The organism is Salinispora fenicalii, from assembly GCF_000514815.1.
Lineage (GTDB): Bacteria > Actinomycetota > Actinomycetes > Mycobacteriales > Micromonosporaceae > Micromonospora > Micromonospora fenicalii.
On the sequence record NZ_AZWQ01000032.1, the window covers coordinates 18,461 to 41,904 of the forward strand.

Annotated in this window: 20 protein-coding genes; 14 read left to right on the forward strand and 6 right to left on the reverse strand. The window is 69.9% G+C overall.

Annotated elements, in window-relative coordinates; translation table 11 throughout:
* Positions 1-62 precede the first annotated feature (62 nt).
* The gene (locus tag B116_RS0116250; RefSeq protein ID WP_018720822.1) at positions 63-263 is read right to left on the reverse strand and encodes a hypothetical protein; all 201 of its coding nucleotides are present in this window, start codon (positions 261-263) and stop codon (positions 63-65) included.
* Positions 264-307: 44 nt separating this feature from the next.
* Here B116_RS0116250 and B116_RS0116255 point away from each other — a divergent pair, with 44 nt between their 5' ends.
* A complete protein-coding gene (locus B116_RS0116255) occupies positions 308-1,252 on the forward strand; it encodes a threonine ammonia-lyase (protein WP_027660674.1) in 945 nt (314 codons plus the stop codon).
* A gap of 98 nt (positions 1,253-1,350) precedes the next feature.
* On the opposite strand, the gene B116_RS0116260 is transcribed toward B116_RS0116255, so the two are convergent.
* The gene (locus B116_RS0116260) at positions 1,351-3,447 is read right to left on the reverse strand and encodes a S9 family peptidase (RefSeq protein ID WP_027660675.1); all 2,097 of its coding nucleotides are present in this window, start codon (positions 3,445-3,447) and stop codon (positions 1,351-1,353) included.
* 56 nt (positions 3,448-3,503) lie between these two features.
* Positions 3,504-5,585, reverse strand: coding sequence for a SpoIIE family protein phosphatase (locus B116_RS0116265; protein ID WP_027660676.1), 2,082 nt, complete (start codon positions 5,583-5,585; stop codon positions 3,504-3,506).
* A 179-nt stretch (positions 5,586-5,764) separates the two neighbouring features.
* Between B116_RS0116265 and B116_RS0116270 the strand changes: the two genes are divergently transcribed.
* Entirely contained in the window at positions 5,765-9,304 is a 3,540-nt protein-coding gene (locus B116_RS0116270) for a HAMP domain-containing protein (protein ID WP_033667670.1), read from the forward strand.
* On the forward strand, positions 9,301-9,858 hold the full coding sequence (locus tag B116_RS0116275; protein ID WP_018720817.1) for a response regulator: 558 nt from the start codon (positions 9,301-9,303) through the stop codon (positions 9,856-9,858). The genes B116_RS0116270 and B116_RS0116275 overlap by 4 nt, the downstream gene beginning before the upstream one ends.
* 3 nt (positions 9,859-9,861) lie before the next feature.
* On the opposite strand, the gene B116_RS0116280 is transcribed toward B116_RS0116275, so the two are convergent.
* The gene (locus B116_RS0116280) at positions 9,862-10,185 is read right to left on the reverse strand and encodes an STAS domain-containing protein (protein ID WP_018720816.1); all 324 of its coding nucleotides are present in this window, start codon (positions 10,183-10,185) and stop codon (positions 9,862-9,864) included.
* 137 nt (positions 10,186-10,322) lie between these two features.
* Here B116_RS0116280 and hemL point away from each other — a divergent pair, with 137 nt between their 5' ends.
* The 9 genes from hemL to B116_RS0116325 all read left to right on the forward strand — a co-directional run bounded on the left by hemL (position 10,323) and on the right by B116_RS0116325 (position 19,556).
* Positions 10,323-11,672 (forward strand): glutamate-1-semialdehyde 2,1-aminomutase, encoded by a 1,350-nt coding sequence (hemL, locus tag B116_RS0116285; protein WP_018720815.1) that lies wholly within the window; start codon positions 10,323-10,325, stop codon positions 11,670-11,672.
* Positions 11,659-12,312, forward strand: coding sequence for a histidine phosphatase family protein (locus tag B116_RS0116290; RefSeq protein WP_026321447.1), 654 nt, complete (start codon positions 11,659-11,661; stop codon positions 12,310-12,312). Before hemL ends, B116_RS0116290 begins: the two co-directional genes overlap by 14 nt.
* Positions 12,312-12,887, forward strand: coding sequence for a TlpA family protein disulfide reductase (locus B116_RS0116295; RefSeq protein ID WP_027660678.1), 576 nt, complete (start codon positions 12,312-12,314; stop codon positions 12,885-12,887). Before B116_RS0116290 ends, B116_RS0116295 begins: the two co-directional genes overlap by 1 nt.
* On the forward strand, positions 12,887-13,744 hold the full coding sequence (locus tag B116_RS0116300) for a cytochrome c biogenesis CcdA family protein (protein ID WP_027660679.1): 858 nt from the start codon (positions 12,887-12,889) through the stop codon (positions 13,742-13,744). Before B116_RS0116295 ends, B116_RS0116300 begins: the two co-directional genes overlap by 1 nt.
* Positions 13,744-15,381, forward strand: a complete 1,638-nt coding sequence (gene resB / locus B116_RS0116305; RefSeq protein ID WP_027660680.1) for a cytochrome c biogenesis protein ResB — start codon at positions 13,744-13,746, stop codon at positions 15,379-15,381. Before B116_RS0116300 ends, resB begins: the two co-directional genes overlap by 1 nt.
* Entirely contained in the window at positions 15,381-16,373 is a 993-nt protein-coding gene (gene ccsB / locus B116_RS0116310; protein WP_027660681.1) for a c-type cytochrome biogenesis protein CcsB, read from the forward strand. Before resB ends, ccsB begins: the two co-directional genes overlap by 1 nt.
* Before the next feature lie 85 nt (positions 16,374-16,458).
* Positions 16,459-17,919 carry a menaquinone biosynthesis decarboxylase gene (locus B116_RS0116315; RefSeq protein WP_018720809.1) on the forward strand — a complete coding sequence of 487 codons (1,461 nt, stop codon included), beginning with the start codon at positions 16,459-16,461 and terminating at the stop codon, positions 17,917-17,919.
* Positions 17,919-18,869 carry a menaquinone biosynthesis prenyltransferase MqnP gene (gene mqnP / locus B116_RS0116320; protein ID WP_027660682.1) on the forward strand — a complete coding sequence of 317 codons (951 nt, stop codon included), beginning with the start codon at positions 17,919-17,921 and terminating at the stop codon, positions 18,867-18,869. Before B116_RS0116315 ends, mqnP begins: the two co-directional genes overlap by 1 nt.
* A gap of 57 nt (positions 18,870-18,926) precedes the next feature.
* Positions 18,927-19,556, forward strand: a complete 630-nt coding sequence (locus B116_RS0116325; RefSeq protein WP_018720807.1) for a UbiX family flavin prenyltransferase — start codon at positions 18,927-18,929, stop codon at positions 19,554-19,556.
* 50 nt (positions 19,557-19,606) lie between these two features.
* Here B116_RS0116325 and B116_RS0116330 read toward each other — a convergent pair whose 3' ends face one another.
* The gene (locus tag B116_RS0116330; protein WP_027660683.1) at positions 19,607-19,873 is read right to left on the reverse strand and encodes a BldC family transcriptional regulator; all 267 of its coding nucleotides are present in this window, start codon (positions 19,871-19,873) and stop codon (positions 19,607-19,609) included.
* Positions 19,874-20,143: 270 nt separating this feature from the next.
* On the opposite strand from B116_RS0116330, the gene B116_RS0116335 reads away from it, so the two are divergent.
* Together B116_RS0116335 and B116_RS0116340 are read left to right on the forward strand one after the other, a co-directional pair.
* A complete protein-coding gene (locus B116_RS0116335; protein ID WP_018217205.1) occupies positions 20,144-20,602 on the forward strand; it encodes an Lrp/AsnC family transcriptional regulator in 459 nt (152 codons plus the stop codon).
* 153 nt (positions 20,603-20,755) lie between these two features.
* Entirely contained in the window at positions 20,756-21,856 is a 1,101-nt protein-coding gene (locus tag B116_RS0116340) for an L-cysteine desulfhydrase Cds1 (protein WP_026321446.1), read from the forward strand.
* Between the two features lie 40 nt (positions 21,857-21,896).
* Here B116_RS0116340 and B116_RS0116345 read toward each other — a convergent pair whose 3' ends face one another.
* Positions 21,897-23,312, reverse strand: coding sequence for a DEAD/DEAH box helicase (locus tag B116_RS0116345; RefSeq protein ID WP_018720804.1), 1,416 nt, complete (start codon positions 23,310-23,312; stop codon positions 21,897-21,899).
* Between the last annotated feature and the right edge of the window lie 132 nt (positions 23,313-23,444).

Sequence of the window (23,444 nt, forward strand, 5' to 3'; positions counted from 1 at the left end):
GCCGTACGCTTTCGCCCGCCTCGTCGCAGAAGGTTGACGTCCGACCCTCGCCGACTACGTGCTCACCCGGTGGTGAAGAGGCCGGCGGCGAGGGCGAACAGAGTGCCGGCGGCCGACGCGCAGCAGCAGACCATTGCGGCGGCGACCACACCGAGGATCACCCAGACCCGCCGGTCCCGGGCGATCACACGAAGGCCGGGCCGGGGTCGGCCGCTCGTCGGCGCATCGTCGCCGCCACTGACGACCGGCCGCTCGCTGCTCACGCCCCGGAAGTCTAGGCGGGATCACCACCGGGCAGGATCAGGTGATGGAGCTTGTGTCTGTCGACGACATCTGGAGTGCATCCGCCGATATCACCGGCCACGTCCTACGTACCCCGCTGATGCGGGCCCCATGGGATGCGGACCTGTGGCTCAAGGCGGAGAGCCTGCAGCCGGTCGGATCCTTCAAGCTGCGCGGCGCGACCCACGCGGTGGCCCGGCTCACGGCGGAGCAGCGGTCGGCCGGCGTCGTCACCCACTCCTCGGGCAACCACGGCCTGGCGTTGGCGCACGCGGCTACCGCCGCCGGTGTGCCGTGCCGGGTCGTCGTACCCGAGGGGGCACCGGCGGCCAAGGTCGACCGTATTCGGGCGCTCGGCGTCGAGGTGGTGCCGGTGCCACCGCCGCGTCGTGGACCGGCGGCGCAGCAGATCGCGACGGAGACCGGCGCGGTGCTGGTACCCCCCTTCGACGACCGGCGGATCATCGCTGGCCAGGGAACAATCGGCCTGGAGATCGTGGCGGACCTACCCGATGTCGATGTGGTGCTGGTGCCGGTCGGCGGGGGCGGGTTGTCCTCCGGTGTCGCGACCGCGGTCCGGGCGCTGCGGCCGGCGGCGGCGGTCATCGGCGTGGAGCCGGAGTGGGCCGCCGACACCCGGGACTCGCTGGCGGCGGGGTCGGTGGTGTCGTGGGGCGAGGAGCGCACCTACCGGACCTGCGCCGACGGGCTGCGCCTGCCGCCGTCCGAGCTGACCCTCGCGCACCTGCTGGAGCGGCTGGACGGGATCGTCACCGTCACGGAGGACGAGATCTGGGCGGCGCTGAGCCGGCTGGTCCGCGACGCACGGCTCGTCGTGGAGCCGAGCGCCGCGGTGGCGGTCGCCGCCCGGCTGTTCCGCCGCGCCGAACTACCCGCCGGGCGTACGGCCGCCGTGGTGACCGGCGGCAACGTGGAGCCGGCCGTGCTGGCCGCTGCGCTCGCCGCTTAGCTCCCGGCGCGGCCCGGCGGAACCGGTACGGTGCCTGCCGGGCCCGGCCCCGCGAAGGGAGCCGGGCCGCCGTCCGCACCCGACGGCCCGGGGCTGCCTCAGGCGCGGCCGAGCTGGTCGAGCAGCCAGGCGTTGATGAAGGCCTCTTCCCGCCAGGCGTCGTACCGGCCGCTCGGCCCGCCGTGCCCGGCGCCCATCTCGGTCTTGAGTAGGTAGTCGCCCCGCGGCGCGGTGGCCCGCAGGCGCGCGATCCACTTCGCCGGCTCGTGGTAGAGCACCCGGGTGTCGTTGAGGCTGGTCACCGCGAGGATCGCTGGATAGTCCACAGCCCGCACGTTCTCGTACGGCGTGTACGACTTCATGTACGCGTACACCTCGGGGTCGTCCAGCGGGTTGCCCCACTCCTCCCATTCGGTGACGGTCAACGGCAGCGACGGGTCGAGGATCGAGGTCAGCGCGTCAACGAAGGGAACCTGCGCGACGATTCCAGCGAACGCGTCCGGGGCGAGGTTGGTCACCGCGCCCATCAGCAGCCCGCCGGCGGAGGCGCCCCGGGCGACCAGCCGGTCGGTCGCGGTCCAGCCCGCCTTGACCAGGTGCCGCGCACAGGCCACGAAGTCGGTGAAGGTGTTCTTCTTGGTCAGCAGCTTGCCCTGGTCATACCAGCGCCGGCCCAGCTCGCCGCCGCCGCGGATGTGTGCCACGGCGAAGACGACGCCCCGATCCAGCAGGGAGAGCCGGGCGACCGAGAACCAGGGGTCCATGCTCGCCTCGTAGGAGCCGTAGCCGTAGATGACGCACGGCGCGGAGCCGTCGCGCGGGGTGCCGGCCCGGCAGACCAGCGAGATCGGCACCCGGGTGCCGTCGTCGGCGATCGCCCAGTCCCGGTGCTGCTCGTAGCCGGTGGGGTCGTACGGGCGGCCGTCCGGTCCGGGCAGCACCGGCCGCTGCCGGCGTTGAATCATCCGGCGGGTGACCAGGTCGTAGTCGTACACCGAGTCCGGAGTGACCAGTGAGGTGTAGCGGAGTCGGAGCTGACTCGTGCGGTACTCCGGGTTGCTGTCCAGGCCGACGGCGTACAGCGGTTCGGGGAAGTCGATGTCGTGTGGGTCGCCACCCCCGATCGGCAGCACCCGCAGCCCGGTCAGCCCGTTGGCGCGCACCGTGACCACCAAATGGTTCTCGAAGGCGTCGACCGCCTCCAGGCGGGTGCCGGGGGAGTGCTCGATGAGCGGTACCCAGTCGCCGGGGGCGTCGGCCGAGGTGTACGCGAGGGCGAAGTCCTCGGCACCGTCGTTGTGCAGGATCAGGAACCGGTGGCCATGGTGCTCGACCGTGTACTCCACGCCCTGGCGGCGGGGAGCCACCGGGACCGGGGCGCCGGTCGGGTTGCTGGCGGGGATGGCCAGGATCTCGCTGGTCACTTTGCTGTGAATGTCGATGAGGAGGAACTTCTCCGAGCGGGTCAGCTCGACACCGACCCAGAACCGCTCGTCGTCCTCCTGGTAGACCACGACGTCCTCGCTGGCCGGGGTGCCCAGCGTGTGCCGCCAGACCCGGTTCGGCCGCCACGCGTCGTCAACGGTGACGTAGAAGAGCACCGAGCCATCGGCGGACCAGGCCGTCCCGTAGAACGTGGCGGGCACCTCGTCGGGCAGCAGTTCCCCGGTGCTGAGGTCCTTCACCCGGAGCGTGAACCGCTCGTCGCCGGAGAAGTCGGTCGAGTACGCCAGCCAGCGCCCGTCCGGGCTCACGTCGAAGGCCCCGAGCGCGAAGAAGTCGTGCCCCGCGGCGAGCAGGTTGCCGTCGAGCAGCACCTCCTCGCCGGCCAGGGGGGCGCCATCGCGGCTGACCGGCGGGTCGGTTTCGCCGTCGTGAACGACGCGGCGGCACTGCACCCCGTACTGCTGCCCCTCGACCGTGCGGGTGTAGTACCAGTGGCCGCCCTTGCGGGTGGGCACTGACAGGTCGGTCTCCTGGGTCCGCCGACGGATCTCCTCAAACAGCTGCCCGCGCAGGTCCGCCAGGTGGGCCGTCCGGGCCTCGGTGTAGGCGTTCTCGGTGGTGAGGTAGGCGATCGTGGCCGGGTCGTCCTTGTCAGCGAGCCAGGCGTACTCGTCTATGACGGTATCGCCGTGGTGGGTTCGCTCGGTCGGCATCCGCTTGGCGACGGGCGCTGGGGTCTCGGTGGTCACGGCGTTACGTTACCGGCCTGACCGCCCAGCTATCCGCCTGCTTGCGCGGCCCGCGGCTAGCCGGCGCCGTTGCGCAGGACCAGGATCGCGATGTCGTCCCGGGGGGTTTCGGTGGAGAACCCGAGCGCGGTCGAGCGCAGCCGCGCCGCCACGACGTCCGCCGAATAGCCGGCGAGCGGCGCCGTCGCCTCCCGGAGCCGGTCCACCCCAAAGAGCTCCCGCCCGCGCCGCCGCTCGGTGACCCCGTCGGTGTAGAAGATCAAGGCCTCGCCCGGGTCCAGGGTGAGCTCGGTGGCCGGCGAGGAGATCGAGTCGAGTAGCCCGAGCGCGGTGCCGCCGGCGCCGACGAACCGGGCCGCACCGGCGGCCGTCAGCAGCACCGGCTGGTCGTGCCCGGCGAGGTGCAGGCAGACCTCCAGTTGGTTACCCGCACCCGGCCCCACCGCGGCCAGCGCCAGCGTGCAGTATCGCCCGCCGCCCCGTTCGACCAGTGTCCCGTTGAGTCGGATCAGCGTCTCCGACAGCGGCTTACCGTCCCCGATCAGCGTCCGGATGACATCCCGGACCAGGCCGGTGAGGGTGGCCGCCTGCACTCCCTTTCCGGCGACGTCACCGATTACCACCAGCCACCGCCCGTCCGGCAGCGGCAGCACGTCGTAGAAGTCGCCGCCGACGTCCGCGTCGTCCCCGGCCGGTACGTACTCCGCGGCGAAGTCGATCCCTTCCACCACCGGCAGCACGGGCGGCAGTAGCGACTGCTGGAGCGCCTGGGCGACCCGACGGCGCTCGGCGTGGATACGCGCATTCTCGATCGCCAGCGCCGCGCGCCGGGCCACATCCTCCAGTACGGCGACCTCGTCGGGGTCGTGCCGGTGCCGCTGGTGCCGCCCAACAGCGAGGGTGCCGAGCCGTTGCCCGCGGGCGATCAGCGGGACGGCGAAGCCCTCGGTCGGCACGCCGAGCGGGAGCTGAGTGCCATTGCGGGACGCCTCCCGCAGTCGGGACTGGACCGAGTCCGGCCCGGTCTCCTCCAGCACGGCGTGCAGTTGGGGCAGCATTGACTCGTCCGCGTGGCTGGCCGCCGCCAGGCGCAGCTGTCCCCACTCATTGCTGGTGTGCACCGCGCACCACTGCCCCAGACGGGGCACCACCAACTGCGGGATGAGCGCCATGGTCAGCTCGACGTCGAGGGACTGGGCGAGCAGTTCACTCGCCTCGGCGAGGAAGGTCAGCCAGGCCTGCCGGCGTAGGTCGGCCCGGCGCAGTCGGTCGTTCTCCAGGTGCAGCGAAAGCCGCTCGGCCATCAACACCGCCAGCGGTTGGGCGTACGCGGACGGTGCCGCATCCAACTCCAACTCGCCGACGTACGGCCGGTGCACGGTCAGCGGCACCCGTACCAGATCGTTGTCGGCCCGGGGTTGCCGGCCGTAGCGGGCCAGTAGCTGCGGGCCCTGCCCGTCGCCCCGGTCCAGCCGGACCAGGCCGCCGGCCGCGCCGACCATCTCGGCCACCCGGGTCAGCAGGCTGGTCGCGAAGTCCGGCAGGGAGTTCTCCGCGTACGGGTCGGGCGCGGTCTGCATCAGCTCGCTCATCGCCGCGGCACTCGGCGGGAAGCTGCCCTCGCTGGCGGCTCGGTCACCGGTTACCGCGGTGGCTGGCACCGCGGTAACCGGTGACCGGCAGAGGTGATCGAGAGAGCCAGGCCGGTCGAGCCGGAACCAGACCCCCTTACCGGCGGGCAGGTACGTGGTTCCCCAGCGGCTCGCGAAGTGGTCGACTAGGAGCAGACCCCGGCCCCGTTCGGAGATGTCGGCGATGTCGCTGCTCTCGTTGCGGACACCGACGGTCAGCTCCTCGACCGGCCCGCGGGCGAAGTCGGAGACGGTGACGGTGAGACCCCTTCGGTCGGCGACGACCTCGAGGTCCAGTTCGGTGCGGGCGTGCTCTACCGCGTTGGTGGAGAGTTCAGTGGTGAGCAGGAGCGCCTCGTTGGTCAACTCCGCCAGGTCCGCCTCGGTGAGCAGCGACCGGACGAGTGCGCGCGCCGCTGCGGGCGTCCGGGGGTCGGCGGGGAGCCGGACTCGCCGGACGTGCTCGTCTCGGCCTCCGGTCGGCGCGGGCCCCCTCTCCGCTGACACCCCCGTATCCTCCACCGCTGCCGTGGCGGGCGCCAACCGGACCCAGCGAAGAGCCGACCCCGGGGCGGCGCCGAGCGGGCGCCAGCTCACGTCGCGTCGGTCTGGCGCGTACCCGGTGGTGGGCACAATAGTGGGAGGTCCGGCCTGCCGGCAGCAGGCGGCCCCGACGTGAGCGAGGAATGATGACCACGGCGAAGCAGCCGGCGGCGGAGCTGTCCGTGCCGGACCCCGATGCGGTCCTCATCGAGCTGACCGAGGCGCTTCGGCGCGTTCGCCACGGCGATCTCAAGGTTCGGTTGCCGCACCGGTCGGGTCGGGCGGGCGAGTTGGCGGACGCCTTCAACGAGGTGGTGTCGCTCCAGGAGCGGCATTACCACGATCTGCGTCGGATCAGCCGGATCGTGGGCCGGGACGGGCGGCTCGCCGAACGCCTCGACGACGAGGAGTTGGATGGTTCCTGGGCGGAGGGGCAGCAGGCGGTCAATTCGCTCATCGACGAGCTCGGGCGCCCGACCATCGAGATCGCTCGGGTGATCGCGGCGGTCGCCAAGGGTGATCTCTCCCAGCACGTGGCGCTGGAGCTGGACGACCGACCGCTGCGTGGGGAGTACCTGCGCATCGGGCGCACGGTGAACACCGTGGTGGATCAGTTGTCGTCGTACGCCGATGAGGTGACCCGGGTGGCCCGGGAGGTGGGCACCGAGGGGAAGCTGGGTGGTCAGGCCGAGGTGCGGGGCGCCGCCGGCACCTGGAAGGACCTGATCGATTCGGTGAACACCATGGGGTCGAACCTGACCGCACAGGTCCGCAACATTTCGCAGGTGTCGACGGCGGTCGCGACCGGTGATCTGGGGCAGAAGATCACGGTTGATGCGCAGGGTGAGATTCTGGAGTTGAAGAACACTGTCAATACGATGGTGGATCAGTTGTCGTCGTTCGCCGATGAGGTGACCCGGGTTGCTCGGGAGGTGGGTACCGAGGGGAAGCTGGGTGGTCAGGCTCAGGTGAAGGGCGTCTCCGGGACGTGGCGGGACCTGACGGACAACGTGAACTCGATGGCGTCGAACCTGACCTCGCAGGTGCGCAACATCGCCTCGGTCACGACCGCCGTGGCGCGGGGTGATCTGGGGCAGAAGATCACGGTTGATGCGCAGGGTGAGATTCTGGAGTTGAAGAACACTGTCAATACGATGGTGGATCAGTTGTCGTCGTTCGCCGATGAGGTGACCCGGGTTGCTCGGGAGGTCGGCATCGAGGGGAAGCTGGGTGGTCAGGCTCAGGTGCGGGGTGTCTCCGGGACGTGGCGGGACCTCACCGAGAACGTCAATCAACTCGCCGGCAATCTGACCAGTCAGGTCCGCAACATTTCGCAGGTGTCGACGGCGGTCGCGCGGGGTGATCTGGGGCAGAAGATCACGGTTGATGCGCAGGGTGAGATTCTGGAGTTGAAGAACACTGTCAATACGATGGTGGATCAGTTGTCGTCGTTCGCCGATGAGGTGACCCGGGTTGCTCGGGAGGTGGGTACCGAGGGGAAGCTGGGTGGTCAGGCCCAGGTGAAGGGCGTCGCTGGGACCTGGCGGGACCTCACCGAGAACGTCAACCAGCTCGCCTCCACCCTGACCATTCAGCTGCGCGCCATCGCCGAGGTGTCCACGTCGGTGACCCGCGGCGACCTGACCCAGCAGATCGCGGTCGATGCGCAGGGGGAGGTCGCCGAGCTCACCGACAACATCAACCAGATGATCGGGACTCTCCGCGAGACGACCACGGTGAATGCCGAGCAGGGCTGGCTGGACTCCAACCTGGCTCGGATCGGTGGGTTGCTGCAGGGTCAGCGGGATCTCGGCGAGGTCTGCCGCATGATCATGATGGAGGTGACTCCGCTGGTGGACGCGCAACTCGGCGCGTTCTTCCTGGTGGATGACACCGAGGGGAACTTCCGGCTGCGGCTCACCGCCTCGTACGGCTACGTCGCTCGCGGGCAGGACGTGACGTTTGGCCCTGGTGAGGGCTTGGTCGGGCAGGTGGCGCTGTCTCGGCGCACGATCCGGGTTACTGGTTCGGCGGACAACCGGCTCCGGCTCCGCTCCGGGCTCGCGGACACCCCACCGGCTGATCTGGTGGTGCTACCGGTCATCTTCGAGGGCGAACTGCTTGGCGTGATCGAGTTCGCCAGCGTGACCACCCTCTCCGACCTGCACCTCTCATTCCTGGAACGGCTCGTTCTCACCATCGGCGTCGCGGTCAACACCATCCAGGCGAACCGGCGTACCGAGGAGCTGCTGGCGCAGTCGCAGCGGCTGGCCCATGAGTTGCAGGAGCAGTCGGCCGAACTTCAGCGGACGAATGCGGAGCTGGAGGAGAAGGCGCAGCTCCTCTTCGAGCAGAAGGGCAACATCGAGACCAAGAACCGGGAGGTCGAGCTGGCCCGGCTGGGCCTGGAGGAGACGGCGCAGCAGCTCACCCGCGCCTCGGCGTACAAGTCGGAGTTCCTGGCCAACATGAGCCACGAGCTGCGTACGCCGCTGAACTCGTTGCTCCTGCTGGCCCGGCTGTTGGTCCAGAACTCGGAGCAGAACCTCAGCCCGAAACAGATCGAGTTCGCCCGGACGATTCACAACGCCGGCACCGACCTACTCTCGCTGATCGACGACATTCTTGACCTATCCAAGATCGAAGCTGGGCGGACGGATGTCGAGCCGACCGAGATTCAGTTCACCGAGGTCCGCGGCTATGTCGAGCAGGCGTTCGTCCCGCAGGCGGAGGAGAAGGGCCTCAACTTCGAGGTCCAGGTCAGTCCGGAGTTGCCGAAGGAGATCGTCACCGATGTGCAGCTGCTGCAGCAGATCCTGCGGAACCTGCTCTCCAATGCGGTGAAGTTCACCGACGCCGGGGCGGTGCGGTTGGGGATCGCCCCCGCACCGGAGTCGGCTGCCTTCGACGTGCCGGCACTGGCCAACGCGCGGCAAGTGGTCGCCTTCACGGTCATGGACACCGGGATCGGCATCTCCGACGACAAGCTGTCGATCATCTTTGAGGCGTTCCAGCAGGCCGACGGGACCACTAGCCGCCGGTACGGGGGAACCGGTCTGGGCCTGTCGATCAGTCGGGATCTGGCCCGGCTGTTGGGCGGCGCGATCGGGGTCTCGTCGGTGCCCGGGCAGGGTTCGACCTTCACCCTCTTCCTCCCCGACGTCCTGGCCCCGGACGCGGTCGTGACACCGGCGCCGCCTTCACCCGCCCGGGCTGGCCTCCCGTCGTCGCTACTGATGCCCGCCGTGGAGCTGCTGCCCACCGTCGAGGCGACGGCGACCCGCCAGCTGGCTGGCGCCACCGTGCTGATCGTCGACGACGACGTACGTACCGTGTTCGCCCTGACCAGCGCCTTGGAGTTGCACGGGATGACCGTGCTGTACGCGGACAACGGGGCCGACGGCGTACGCCTGCTGGCCGAGCATCCGGAGGCGGACATCGTGTTGATGGATGCCATGATCCCCGATCAGGACGGATACGAGACGACGCGGCAGATCCGGCGTAACCACCGCTTCGCCGACCTCCCGATCGTCTTCCTGACCGCGAAGGCGATGCCCGGAGATCGGGAGTCCGCGCTCGCGGCCGGGGGCAGCGGATACATCACCAAGCCCGTTGACCTGGACGAGTTGATCGAGCTCATTTCGTCCTGGATCAGCGGAGGTCGGAACGAGGAGAGCCCATGACGCAGATGGCGAAGGCGCTGCTGGTGGATGATCGTCGGGAGAACCTGACGGCCCTGGAGGCGATCTTGCAGGGGCTCCAGGTCCAGTCGGTGGCCGTGGAGAGCGGCGAGGCAGCGCTGAAGCGGCTCCTCGTTGATGACTTCGCGGTGATCCTCCTGGATGCCCAGATGCCGGAGATGGACGGCTTCGAGACGGCGAGTCACATCAAACGGCGGGAACGAACCCGGCACGTGCCGATCATTTTTCTGACCTCCGCGGACCAGGACGCCCAGCTGGCCATGCGCGGATACGCCGCCGGTGCGGTGGACCACCTCACCAAGCCGTTCGACCCGTGGGTGCTGCGGGCCAAGGTGTCAGTCTTCGTCGACCTGTGGGTGAAGACCAGGCAGCTCGCCGCGCAGTCGACTTTGCTTCAGGAGCGGGAGACCCAGCGGCGACTGCTGACCGACGCCATTGACGAGGCCACCGCGTTGCTTCGCGCCGAAACCGACCCGGTCGTGGTGCAGCGCGCGATTGGCCTGCTGGAACAGGCCCGCTGGGGCAACACCGGCTGAGACTCAGGCGTCGCGAATCATCAGGGCGCTACGCAGGCCCGTGATGTCGAGAACGCGGAGCAGGAACTCGGCCACATTGGTCAGGACCAGCAGGCTCTGGGAGTGGCTGGTCTTGCGGCTGAGCACGACCAGCGTCCCCAGGCCCTGCGAGTCGCAGAAGGTGACGCCCGCCAGGTCCAGCACAATCCGCGGGGGCGGCTCGGTCAACACCTCGTTGACAACGGTGGCGAGCTGGGCGGCCGTCATCATGTCGATTTCACCGGCGAGGCGGAGGAAAACCTCGTCCCCTAACCGGTGTAACGTGATGGACAGTTCGGCACGATCCACCCGGTCAGCCTAGCGCGACCTGGAGGTGCCGCCCCGTGACGGCGAGCTGCCCCGGCCCTCGGCCGGGTGAGACCGGTAACCCGGAGCCTTGGGGTGCCTGCCGGCCTGCCCGCCGACGCTGACACAATGGCGGCATCGTGACCGACGTTTTCCCAGCCGGACCCGGCCGCTACCCGGCCGCCGCGCCGGCCTCCGAGGCCCTGTTCGACCGCGCCTGTGCCCTCGTGCCCGGCGGGGTGAACTCCCCTGTTCGCGCGTTCCGTGCCGTCGGTGGCACCCCGCGCTTCTTTGTCCGGGGGGAGGGGCCGTGGCTCTATGACGCCGACGGGCGGCGCTACGTCGATCTCGTCTGCTCGTGGGGCCCCATGATCCTCGGGCACGCTCACCCCGCAGTGGTGGAGGCCCTTCGCTCCGCCGCCGCGCTCGGCACGAGCTTCGGCGCCCCCACCCCCAGTGAGGTGGAGTTGGCGGCGGAGATCGTCGACCGCGCGCCCGTCGAACAGGTGCGCCTGGTCAACTCGGGGACCGAGGCGACCATGTCGGCGATTCGGCTGGCCCGGGGCTACACCGGCCGTACCCGGATCATCAAGTTCGCCGGCTGCTATCACGGGCATTCGGATGCGTTGCTCGCCGCCGCCGGTTCCGGCGTGGCGACCCTCGGCCTGCCCGACTCGCCGGGCGTGACCGGCGCGGCGGCCGGGGACACGATCGTGCTGCCGTACAACGATTTCGCCGCCGTCGAAGCGGTCTTCGCCGCCGAGGGCCCGCAGATCGCCGCGGTGATCACCGAGTCCGCCGCCGGCAACATGGGCGTGGTCGCGCCCCGCGACAACTTCAACCAGCGACTCGCCACCCTCGCCCACGCCAACGGTGCGTTGCTCATCGTTGACGAGGTCATGACCGGCTTCCGGGTCTCCCGCGCCGGGTGGCACGGCCTCGACCCCTGCGCCGCCGACCTCTGGACCTACGGCAAGGTCATGGGGGGCGGCCTGCCCGCTGCGGCCTTCGGCGGGCGAGCGGAGATCATGTCCCAGCTGGCTCCGGCCGGTCCGGTCTACCAGGCCGGCACCCTCTCCGGTAACCCGCTCGCCTGCGCCGCCGGGCTCGCCACGCTGCGGCTCGCCGACGACGCCCTCTACCGCCGGCTGGACGAGACGGCCGCCGCTGTGGGCCGGCTCGCCGGTGAGGCTCTCGCCGCCGCCGGAGTGCCGCACCGGTTGTCCTCCGCCGGCAACATGTTCTCAATCTTCTTCACCGACGCCGACGTCTTCGACTACGCCACCGCGAGCGCCCAGCAGGTGTCCGCGTTCAAGGCGTTCTTCCACGCGATGCTGGCGGCCGGTGTCTACCTGCCGCCGAGCGCCTTCGAGTCGTGGTTCGTCTCGGCGGCGATCGACGATGCCGCTCTGGAGCAGATCGCCGCGGCGCTGCCAGTGGCGGCGGCAGCGGCAGCCGCGGCAGGTCACGGGGGTAGTGACGGTGAGTAAGACTGTGGTCCACGTGCTGCGGCACGGCGAGGTGCACAACCCGGACGGCATTCTCTACGGGCGGCTGCCGGGCTTCCGCCTGTCGGAGCTGGGCGTGCAGATGGCGAAGGCTGCCGCGCAGGGCCTCGCCGAGCGGGAGGTCGTGCACGTCGTCGCCAGTCCGCTGGAGCGTGCCCAACAGACCGCCGAGCCGATCGCCGCGCAGTTCGGGCTCCCGATCGGGGTCGACGAGCGGTTGATCGAGAGCGCCAACTGGTTCGAGGGTAAGAAGGTCTCGCCGGGCGACGGTTCGTTCCGCGACCCGCGCAACTGGTGGGTGCTGCGGGACCCGGTCACCCCCTCCTGGGGTGAGGCGTACCGGGCCATCGCGGAGCGAATGTTCGCCGCCCTGACCGCCGCCCGGGAGGCTGCGCAGGGGCGGGAGGCGGTGCTCGTCTCCCACCAGCTGCCGATCTGGACGCTGCGTCGGTTCGTCGAGCGTAAGCGCCTCTGGCACGATCCGCGCAAGCGGCAGTGCGGGCTGGCCAGCCTCACCACCTTCCACTTCGAGGGGTCGAAGGTGGTCGGGATCGGCTACACCGAACCGGCCGCCCACCTGGTCGCGATGTCGTCGACGGCTCGGACGGCCAAGGGGGCCTGATGACTGTCCGGAGGTGGTCCGCCAGCCTGCTCGCCACCATGGTCGCGGTGGCGCTCGCCGCCTGTGCCACCCCGGACTTGGGGAAGGCCTGCGGCACCAACTCCGACGGCGTGATCGAGTGCGCCCCGGATCAGCGTTCCACCGCGCCGCAGCTCGCCGGCGAGCTGCTCGACGGGGGCAGCTACGACGTGGTGCAGGACCGTGGGCAGGTCGTGGTGGTCAATTTCTGGGGCTCGTGGTGCGCGCCCTGCCGGGCGGAGGCCGATGACCTGGAGGCCACCTACCAGGCCACCAAGGGCTCGGGGGTGACCTTCCTCGGCATCAATGTGCAGGACAGTCGGGACAAGGCGATCGCCTTCGAGGAGGGCCGCGTCACCTACCCGAGCATCTTCGATCCCGGCAGCCGACTGGCGTTGGAGCTGGAGATCCCACCGAACACCATCCCGGCGACGGTCGTGCTGGACCGGGACGGGCGGATCGCGGCGGTGATCCGGGCGGCCGTCAAGCAGGAGGGGCTTCAACCGATCGTCGAGCGGGTCGCCGCGGAGTCGCCCGCCTCGACCGGCGACCACTGATGGGCGAGACGTTCCGGGAGATCGCGCAGTCCGGTCCCCTGCTGCTCGCCGTCGGCACGGCGGCGCTGGCCGGGTTGGTCAGCTTTCTGTCGCCGTGCGTCCTGCCGTTGATGCCCGGCTACCTCTCCTACGTGACCGGCCTGGCCGGCGCCGACCTGGAAGGCCGGGTAGCGGGCAACGACACCCGCCACACGCCGCGGGTGGCAGGGGGAGACCCGGGTGCCGCGGCCGGGGCAGTCGCGGTGCGGGAGCGGACCGCCCGGGTGGTGACCGCGGCCGTCAAGGGCCGGGTGCTCGCCGGCACGCTGCTGTTCATCGCCGGCTTCACCGCCGTCTTCACCGCCACCGCGGTCCTGGTCACCACGGTCGGCCAGGTCTTCTTCGCCTACGAGCGGACGCTGGAGATCGTCATCGGCGGCGTGGTGGTGCTACTCGGACTGAGTTACCTCGGCGTGGTCCCGGGGCTGCAGCGCGAGCTGCGCATCCAACGACTGCCGGCCGCCGGGCTGCTCGGCGCGCCCGTGCTCGGCGCGGTCTTCGCGCTCAGCTGGCTGCCCTGCACGGGGCCGACCCTCGGCGCGGTGATGGGCATGGCCCTCGTCGAGGGGCAGACCAACCGGGCAGTGGTGCTGGCCGTGGCGTACTGCCTCGGGCTGGGGATACCGTTTGTCCTCTTCGGGCTGGGGTTCCACCGTCTACTCGGGGTCTTCCAGGCGGTACGCCGCAACAGCCGGTGGGTGACCCGGGTCGGTGGTGGGTTGCTGATCCTGATCGGCCTCGCGCTCGTCACCGGTGGGTGGACCAGCTTCGTGACCCTGCTGCAGACCACCTTCGGGACGGGCCAGGTAAGCATCTGATGACGGTCACCGACGACCGACCGGCGCCGCCGGCCGAGACCCCCCGGCGCCGCCCCAACCCGGTACTGGCGTTGTTGCGCAACTCGTGGCGGCAGCTCACCAGCATGCGTACGGCGCTGGTGCTGCTCTTCCTGCTGGCGATCGCCGCGATTCCCGGGTCGGTTCTGCCGCAGCGTGGCGTCAACCCCGAGGATGTCCGGGACTACTTCGTCGCGTACCCGGATCTGGCGCCGGTGCTGGACCGGCTCGGCGCCTTCGACGCGTTCGGCTCGGTCTGGTTCTCCGCCATCTACCTGCTGCTCTTCACCTCGCTGGTCGGTTGCATCACGCCCCGGCTGCGTGAGCACATCCGCGCCCTGCGGTCCAAGCCCCCGGTGGCGCCGAAACGGCTGGACCGGTTGCCGCAGCACACCGTGTTCGCGGCCCCGGCCGGTGGTGTGACCGCGATTGCCGCCACGCTGCGTCGGCAGCGGTGGCGGGTGGAGGTACGCGGCGACGAGGTGTCCGCCGAGAAGGGCTACCTGAAGGAGACCGGCAACCTGCTCTTCCACGCCTCGTTGGTGGTGGTGCTCATCGGCGTCGCCCTCGGCTCCTGGTACGGCTGGAGCGGCAACCGCATCCTGGTCGCCGGCGCGGACAACGCCTTCTGCAACACGCAGCAGCAGTACGCCGAGACGTCGTTCGGCCCCCAGGTGGCCAGCGCCGATCTGCCCCGGTTCTGCCTGCAGTTGGACGATTTCGAGGCGAGGTTCCTGGAGTCCAACGGCCAGCCGGAGTTCTTCAACGCGAAGGTGACGGTGGACGAGAACGGCGGCACCCCCCGCCCGGCGGAGTTTTCGGTGAACTCGCCGCTGCGGCTGGATGGGGCGAACGTCTACCTGCTCGGTCACGGTTACGCCCCGGTGGTCCGCTACACCGACCGCTTCGGGCGGAGTCAGACCAGCCCGAACCCCTTCCTGACCACCGGGGACATCGGCTTGACCGGGGAAGGGCTGGCGGCCTTTCCGGACGCGAACGTGGACCCGGCTACCGGTGAGCGGGACCCGGAGCTCCAGATGGCCTTCAGCGGTCTGTACCTGCCGACCGCCCCACAGCAGGCTCCGTTCGTCCGGTCTGAGTTCCCGACCGAGCGCAACCCACTGCTCAATCTCGCCGCGTACCGGGGGAATCTGGGCTTGGACGCCGGTATCCCCGGCTCGGTGTACGAGCTGGACCAGCGGCAGGTCGACGCCGGCCGGGTCAAGGAGGTCGGCACCAAGCTCCTCCAGGTTGGTGAGGTCTGGACCCTGGACGACGGCACCACGCTGGAGTTCCTGGGCACCGAGCCGTACATCGTCCTGTCGGTGCGGCACGACCCCGGCTCGACCCTGCTGCTGGTCAGCTCCGGCACGCTGCTGCTGGGCCTGATGGGCTCGCTCTTTGGCCGCCGGCGGCGGGTCTTCTTCCGGGTGCGCCCGGCTGACCCCGCGGGTGAATCTTCGACGCTCGGTAGTAGTTTGGTCGAGGCCGGTGGTCTGCCACGCGCTGACCATCCCGGTTTCGCCGACGAGTTCACGCGGCTCGTGGCCGCGGTCAGCGGAGACGGGCGGCAGGTCGACCCTGACGGCCCGGCCGGAGCGCGAGTAGGAGCCGAGTGATGTCCGCACTCTCCGACCAGCTGGTGACCTTCTCGATCCTGGCGTACCTGGTCGCGATGGTCGTGCACGCCGTCGAGTACGCGCTGGGCAACGCCCGCGTGCGCATCGCCCCGCCCGCCCGCGAACTGGTCGGCGCCGGCGTCGGGGCGGCCAACGGTGCGGGTTCTAGGCCGGAGCCGACCGTCCGTGCTGCCACCGCCGCCCAGCGGACTGCCGCTCAGCGGACCGCCGCCCGGGCCCGCGCGGCTGGTCTGGGCGCCGTCGCCGTGACCGTGGTTGCCGCTCTGCTGCACCTCGGTGCGCTGATCGCCCGCGGGGTCGCCGCCGATCGGATGCCCTGGGGCAACATGTACGAGTTCGTCCTGACGGTCTCCTTCATCGGGGTCGCCAGTTGGTTCGTCGTGCTTTGGAAGCGTCCCACGCTGCGCCGGCTCGGGCTGTTCCTGACGCTGGTGATGGTGCTGCTGGTGGCCACCGCCGAGCTGCTGCTCTACACCCCGATCGTGCCGTTGGTGCCGGCGCTCAACTCGTACTGGTTCATCATCCACGTCGCCACGATCGTCTTCAGCTCCGGCATCTTCCTGCTCGGCGTGGTGCCGGCGTGCGCCTACCTGATGCGGGCCGGCTATGAGCAGGGCCGACGCAGCTTCCCCTACCTGTTGGCGAAGCGGATGCCGGCCGCGGCGGCCCTGGAGCGGCTGACCTTCGTGCTGCACGCCTTCTCGTTTCCGATCTTCACCTTCGCGGTGATCGCCGGCGCGATCTGGGCCGAGGCGGCGTGGGGGCGGGCGTGGGGCTGGGACCCGAAGGAGACCTGGGCGTTCATCTCCTGGGTGGTGTACGCCGGCTACCTGCACGCTCGGGCCACCCCGAGCGTCAAACGGAACGTGGCCACCTGGCTCGCGATACTGGGTTTCCTTACCGTGCTGATGAACCTCTTCGGGGTGAACCTCTTCTTCGAGGGGCTGCACTCCTACGGTGGCCTCGACTGACCCCACACCGCGACACCGTGTTCGAGGCCCCTTTCCCGCACCCCGGCTGGGGTGGTAGGCCGGGCGGTGGGGGAGACTTGCGGCTATGGCGGCTCGTGGCTTTCCGTACTCCGATCTGAAGGACTTCCTGGCGGCGCTGGAGCGCGCGGGTGAGCTACGGCGGGTGGACGTTCCGGTCGATCCGTCGCTGGAGTTGTGCGAGGTCGTCAACCGGACGGTTCGCGCCGGAGGACCGGCGCTGGTTTTCGAACAGCCGACCCGGGGCGAGATGCCGGTGGCGATCAACCTGTTCGGCACCGAGAAGCGGATGGCGATGGCGCTCGGCGTCGAGTCGCTGGACGAGATCGGGGCGCGGATCGGCGCGCTGGTGCGGCCGGAGCTGCCGGTCGGCTGGACCGGTATCCGGGAGGGCCTCGGCAAGGTCATGCAGCTCAAGTCGGTGCCGCCGCGCAAGGTGAAGACGGCCCCCTGCCAGCAGGTGGTGTACCGGGGCGACGACGTTGACCTGAACCGGCTGCCTGGCCTGCAGATGTGGCCCGGCGACGGCGGTGTCTTCCACAACTTCGGGTTGACCCACACCAAGCACCCGGAGACCGGCGCCCGCAACCTCGGCCTCTACCGGCTGCAGCAACACAGCCGGAACACCTTGGGTATGCACTGGCAGATCCACAAGGACTCCACCGCCCATCACGCGGTCGCGGAGCGGCTTGGCCAGCGGCTGCCGGTCGCCATCGCCATCGGCTGTGACCCGGTGATCTCGTACGCCGCGAGCGCCCCACTCCCCGGCGACATCGACGAATATCTGTTCGCGGGCTTCCTGCGGGGGGAGCGGGTCGAGATGGTCGACTGCCTGACCGTCCCACTCCAGGTGCCGGCGCGCGCCCAGGTGGTGCTCGAGGGCTACCTGGAGCCCGGCGAGCGGCTGCCCGAGGGGCCGTTCGGGGACCACACCGGCTACTACACGCCGGTCGAGCCGTTTCCGGTCCTGCACGTCGAGACGATGACCATGCAGCGCAACCCGGTCTACCACTCGATTATCACCTCGAAGCCGCCGCAGGAGGACCACGGCCTGGGCAAGGCCACCGAGCGGATCTTCCAGCCGTTGCTCAAGCTGCTCATCCCGGACATCGTTGACTACGACCTGCCGGCCGCCGGGGTCTTCCACAACTGCGCGATCGTGTCGATCCGGAAGCGCTACCCGAAGCACGCGCAGAAGGTGATGAGCGCGATCTGGGGCGCGCACCTGATGTCGATGACCAAGCTGATCGTGATCGTGGACGAGGACTGCGACGTCCACGACTACAACGAGGTCGCGTTCCGGGCCTTCGGCAACGTGGACTACGCCCGGGACCTGCTGCTCACCGAAGGCCCGGTGGACCATCTGGACCACGCCTCGTACCAGCAGTTCTGGGGCGGTAAGGCCGGCGTCGACGCCACCCGCAAGCTGCCCAGCGAGGGCTACACCCGGGGCTGGCCCGAGGAGATGACCATGTCGCCCGAGGTGGTGTCGCTGGTCGACAAGCGCTGGAAGGAGTACGGCATCTGATGTCCGGTTCCTCCGATCCGCGGGACCTCTCCGTCTCGGTCCGTACCGCATCGGCCGGCGCAGACCCGCGCGGGCGGGTTCGGGCGTTCCTCGACCTCGTGGCGATCGAGCACTCCGTCTTCGCACTGCCCTTCGCCTACCTCTCCGCCTTGACCGCGATGCAGGTCAACGGCGGTCAGGTTCGCTGGCTCGACCTGCTACTGATCACCGTGGCGATGGTCGGGGCGCGGACGTTCGCGATGGCCGCCAACCGCATCCTGGACCGGCGGATCGACGCGCTGAATCCGCGTACCGCCAACCGGGAATTGGTGACCGGCGCGGTGAGCCTGCGTACGGCCTGGGCCGGCGCGGGTGTCGCCCTGGCGGTTTTCCTGGTCGCCGCCGCACTGCTCAACCCCCTTTGCCTGGTCCTGGCACCGCTCGCGGTCGTACCGTTGGTCGGCTACCCGTACGCCAAGCGGTTCACCAACTGGCCGCACGCGGTCCTGGCGGTCGCGCAGGCGGTCGGCCCAGTCGGCGCGTGGCTGGCGGTGACCGGCACCTTCGCTGGCTCCGCGCCGGCCTGGCTGCTCGGCGTGGCGGTCGGGCTCTGGATCGGTGGGTTCGACCTGATCTACGCCTGCCAGGACGCCGAGGTGGACCGGGAGATCGGCGTGCACAGCGTTCCGGCCCGGTACGGGCTGCGTTTCGCCCTGCACGCATCCACCGTTGCGCATGTGGTGACCTTCGTGCTCTTCGTCTGGTTCGGTGCCCTGGTGGGCTTCGGCTGGCTCTGGTGGATCGGGCTGGCGCTTACCGCGGTCGCCTTCGCCTATCAGCACGTGGTGGTGAGCCCGACCGACCTGAGCCGGGTCAACCGGGCCTTCTTCACCGCGAACGGCTTCGTCGGGATCGCGCTCTTCGGCTTCGCCCTGCTTGACCTGGTGGTACGCCTCGGGCTGCGGCCCTGATGACCCGGAACCGGGGGCGCCCGTCGGCGGTTGAGGGCGACCAGGCAGGCTGGGACCATGCGTGAACCATGGGTGGTCGGCGTCTCCGGAGCCTCCGGCACGCCGTACGCGGCTGCTGTCCTGCGGGCCTTGCTCGACGCGGGCGAAGCCGTTGATCTGATCGTGTCCCGGGCGGCCCGGCTGACCATCCTGGACGAGACCGGGCGGACGTTTCGCGACGGGCACTGGGCGGAGGACCTCGCCGCCTGGCTGGGGCGTGACCTGAGCGGAGCCGATCTTCGGCACTGGCCGGCCGGTGATCTCGCCGCCGGACCGAGCAGCGGCTCCTACCGGGCGCGTGGGATGGCGGTCGTCCCGGCGAGTACGGCGGCCTGCGCCGGGATCTCCATCGGGCTCTCCAAGGACCTGTTGCAACGCGCCGCCGAGGTCAACCTCAAGGAGCGCCGCCCGGTGGTCGTTGTGCCCCGCGAGACGCCAGTGACCCGCAGTCACCTGGAGCACCTGATCACGTTGCACGATGCCGGCGCGGTGGTGCTTCCCGCCAGCCCCGGTTTCTACGGGGCGGGAGCGGAGGCCTCCGCCGCCCAGCTGGTCGACTTCGTCGCTGGGAAGGTGCTGGACGCCCTGGGTGTGCCGCACACGCTCTTCCGCCGCTGGGCGGGTGAGTTGGGAGCGGCGCGCTCCTGAGTTGGCCGTTGCGGTGTGAAACGGGCGGCGACTACCCGCCGGCCACCATCTCAGTACATTCCGGCGTTGGCCGGGCCCGGGCCGGTCGGAGCGGCGGGACCGGCGCTGTGTGGCCGCTCTGTCTCCTCCGCCTCGTCCAACATTCCCTCGCCCTCGAGCAGGGCCCGAACTTCGGATTCCCGAAATCGGCGATGCCCGCCCGGAGTTCGGATGCTGCCTATCCGGCCAGCCGCCGCCCACCTGGTCACAGTCTTCGGATCAACCCGAAACAGCGCGGCGACCTCACCCGGTGTCAGCAGGCGATCTCCAGTGTCCACAGCCCCCTCCTCGCATCGACGAAGCCCCCGGCTGAACACACTGCCCCCGGCGGTGCGAGCCCAGAGCCGTCATGAGGGACGTATGGCAATTACAGCACCGGCGACCAGTCGTGTCCGCCAAACGCGAGAAAAGCACTGATCAGGAGGTTAGGCAATGGTACCCGCGGCCGTGCCCTGTTGCGGGTGGTTCGTCAACAATGGCAGTGCTCGGGGTCGACCGTCGGGACCGGACGCTCAAGGGCGGCTCAGTGCTACTAGGGTCTACAGTCCGTGGACGCGATCGACCTGAACCTCATCGAACTGCTGCGTGGCAATGCCCGCCTCTCGTACGCCGAGCTTGCCCGCCAGGTGGGTCTCTCCGCGCCGGCAGTGCATGAGCGGGTCGGCAAGCTGGAGTCCAGTGGAGTTATCCGCGCCTACCGAGCCGAGATCGAGCCGGAGAGTATCGGGCTAGGCGTGACCGCCCTTATCGAGATCATTGAGGAGTCCGCCGCGGACACCGACGACGTGCTGGAGTCGTTCCGCGCCATTCCGGAGATTGAGTCCTGTTACTTCATGGCCGGCGTGGAGTCGTTCCTGCTCAAGGCGAGGGTTGGCACCATCGGGGAGCTGGAGGCGCTGATCGTACGGTTGAACCGTACTCCCGGTGTCGCCTCTACCCGTACCGGGATCGCCCTGTCGACCAAGTGGGAGAACCGCCCCCAGCCCGTCGGCACGCCGCCGGCCTGACCCGGTCGGCTCTCCGGCGGCCCGAGTCGCCGCGGTCAACCTGCCGCTGGCAAACCCGGGTGTCTCGCCCGTCGGATCCGGTCTCCTGCCACCGCGGAGCTCGGTCCCTGCGCGTGGGGCCAGGATCAGGCCGCGCCATCCCGGCTTGCTAGGTTGCTGGGCGTGACTCATCTGGATCGGTGTGACGAGGCGATTCGGGGGTGGGTGACCGAGGCGATTGCCGCTGTTGAGGCGGACGCCAACCGGTCCGCCGACACCCACCTGCTGCCGTTTCCCCTTCCCCGACAGTGGGGAATCGACCTCTACCTCAAGGACGAGTCGGTGCACCCGACCGGTTCCCTGAAGCACCGGCTGGCCCGTTCCCTGTTCCTCTACGGGCTCTGCAACGGGTGGATTGGCCCGGGCACCACGATCGTGGAGGCTTCCTCGGGATCGACGGCGGTCTCCGAGGCGTACTTCGCCCGGATGCTGGGGCTGCCGTTTATCGCGGTGATGCCGGCGTCCACCTCGCCGGAGAAGATCGCGAAGATCGAGTTCCAGGAGGGACGCTGCCACCTGGTGGACGATCCGGCCAAGGTGGTTATCGAAGCACGGTGGTTGGCCGAGGACACGGGCGGCCACTACATGGACCAGTTCACCTACGCCGAGCGGGCAACGGACTGGCGGGGCAACAACAACATCGCCGAGTCGATCTTTTCGCAGCTGGCGTTGGAGCGGCACCCGGTGCCGGCGTGGGTCGTGGTCGGGGCCGGCACCGGCGGCACCAGCGCCACCATCGGCCGGTACACGCGCTTCCGGCGACTGCCCACGAAACTCTGTGTGGTGGACCCGGAGAACTCGGCGTTCTATCCGGCGTGGCAGGCCTCCGACTGGTCGGTATCCACCGGCCGTGGCTCGCGAATCGAGGGTATCGGGCGGCCGACGGTGGAGGCATCCTTCCTGCCGTCGGTGGTGGACCGGATGGTGCAGGTGCCCGACGCCGCCTCGCTGGCCGCGATGCGGGCCGGCTCCGCAGTGCTCGGCCGCCAGCTCGGCGGCTCGACCGGCACCAACCTCTGGGGTGCCTTCGGGCTGATCGCCGGCCTGCTCGCTGAGGGGAAGACCGGCTCGGTGGCCACCCTGATCTGCGACGCCGGGGATCGCTACACCGACACCTACTACGCCGACGATTGGGTGGCCGCCCAGGGGCTCGATCTTGCCCCGCATCTGGCGACCATCGAGCGGTTCCTGGCCACCGGCGCCTGGCCGGCCTGAGGAGCGAGCGCCCCCGGCCGGCCAGTAGGCGCCGGCCGGGTCAGTAGGTGCCCGTAGTCGGCCGTCCGCCGAATCGTCGATCTCCCGACCGCCGCTCCGACCGGCCCTCCGCTGGCCGGCTCGGATGGCGGCGATCATTGGAACGCCCCGATTCACCGCGGCGATCACTGGAACGCCCCGATTCGCCGCGGCGGTGCCGGTCCGGGAACCGGCGAGCCCCGTCTGGTTGGGCCGCCCGTCGGCGCGGCTCGGGCTCGTCCCGAACGGGTACGCCGCTCGGTTCCCGCGCCCCGGTCAGCTCGGCCAGTGCTGGATCGCCGGCTCGCACCCGGGTCTGTGCCGGGTCCACACCCGCCTTCTCCAGCATGGCGAGGGTGCCGCGGCGTTGTTTCGGCAGCGCCAGGGTCGCCACCGCGCCGGTCTCGCCGGCCCGTGCGGTACGTCCCGCCCGGTGTAGGTAGTCCTTCGGATCCTTCGGCGGATCAACGTGAAGCACCAGCGAGACGCCGTCAACGTGGATGCCGCGGGCGGCCACGTCGGTGGCGACCAAGACATTCGTCCGGCCTTCCCGGAACTCGGCCAGGGTTCGGGTGCGCATCCGCTGGGTCTTGCCGCCGTGTAGACCGCCGGCACGCACCCCGACCGCCGCGAGCTGCCCCACCAACCGGTCCACGCCGAGTTGGGTCCGGGCGAAGACCATCGTCCGTCCCTCCCGTGCCGCGATCGACGCGACGACCGAGAACTTGTCGTGTGGTGGGATCAACAGCAGGTGATGATCCATCGTTGCCACCGCTGCCGTCGGTGGCGCGGTCGAGTGGGTGACCGGGTCGGTCATGAAGCGCCGCACCAGCGCGTCCACGTCTCGGTCCAGGGTGGCCGAGAAGAGGAGCCGCTGCGCGTCGGCCGGGGTCTTCGCCAGAAGTTCGGTGACCTCGGGCAGGAACCCCATGTCGGCCATCTGGTCCGCCTCGTCCAGCACGGTCACCTCGATGTCGTCGAGGCGGCAGACGCCCCGCTCAATGAGGTCAGCGAGTCGGCCAGGTGTGGCTACCAGCACCTCGACGCCGCGTCGTAGGGCACTGATCTGCCGGTCGTAGGGCACTCCGCCGACCGCAGTCCGCAGGAATACGCCGATTGTCCGGCCGAGCGGGAACAGGGCGTCGCTGACCTGCATGGCCAACTCCCGCGTCGGCACCAGCACGAGCGCGCGCGGGTGTCGGGGACGGGCTCGGTCGCCGTTGGCCAGCCGGGTGAGCATGGGGAGACCGAATGCCAGCGTCTTTCCGGAGCCAGTCTGGCCGCGGCCGAGGACATCCCGGCCGGCGAGCGCATCCGGCATGGTGGCGCGCTGGATTTCAAACGGAGTGGTGATTCCTTGCCGGGCCAACGCCCGGACCAGGGGTTGGGGCAGGCCGAGCGCGCTGAAGTCGACGAGGTCGGGGGCGGACGGGGGCATGCCAGGGTCGATCGACGTGGTCAAGAATGGCCTTTCGAGTGGGGCGCATCTTCGCGATGGCCGCCCCGACGGAATGCCGCCGGATCACCCGCAAGATCGCCCATGAGCGCGCGAAGGGGCGCGCCAGGTCAG

Excerpts from the sequence above, each read along its gene's own strand:
- B116_RS0116255 (WP_027660674.1), top strand. The coding sequence starts at position 308 with ATGGAGCTTGTGTCTGTCGACGACATCTGGAGTGCATCCGCCGATATC.
- B116_RS0116270 (WP_033667670.1), top strand. The coding sequence starts at position 5,765 with ATGATGACCACGGCGAAGCAGCCGGCGGCGGAGCTGTCCGTGCCGGAC.
- B116_RS0116275 (WP_018720817.1), top strand. The coding sequence starts at position 9,301 with ATGACGCAGATGGCGAAGGCGCTGCTGGTGGATGATCGTCGGGAGAAC.
- B116_RS0116295 (WP_027660678.1), top strand. The coding sequence starts at position 12,312 with ATGACTGTCCGGAGGTGGTCCGCCAGCCTGCTCGCCACCATGGTCGCG.
- B116_RS0116300 (WP_027660679.1), top strand. The coding sequence starts at position 12,887 with ATGGGCGAGACGTTCCGGGAGATCGCGCAGTCCGGTCCCCTGCTGCTC.
- resB (WP_027660680.1), top strand. The coding sequence starts at position 13,744 with ATGACGGTCACCGACGACCGACCGGCGCCGCCGGCCGAGACCCCCCGG.
- ccsB (WP_027660681.1), top strand. The coding sequence starts at position 15,381 with ATGTCCGCACTCTCCGACCAGCTGGTGACCTTCTCGATCCTGGCGTAC.
- B116_RS0116315 (WP_018720809.1), top strand. The coding sequence starts at position 16,459 with ATGGCGGCTCGTGGCTTTCCGTACTCCGATCTGAAGGACTTCCTGGCG.
- mqnP (WP_027660682.1), top strand. The coding sequence starts at position 17,919 with ATGTCCGGTTCCTCCGATCCGCGGGACCTCTCCGTCTCGGTCCGTACC.
- B116_RS0116325 (WP_018720807.1), top strand. The coding sequence starts at position 18,927 with ATGCGTGAACCATGGGTGGTCGGCGTCTCCGGAGCCTCCGGCACGCCG.
- B116_RS0116345 (WP_018720804.1), bottom strand. The coding sequence starts at position 23,312 with ATGCCCCCGTCCGCCCCCGACCTCGTCGACTTCAGCGCGCTCGGCCTG.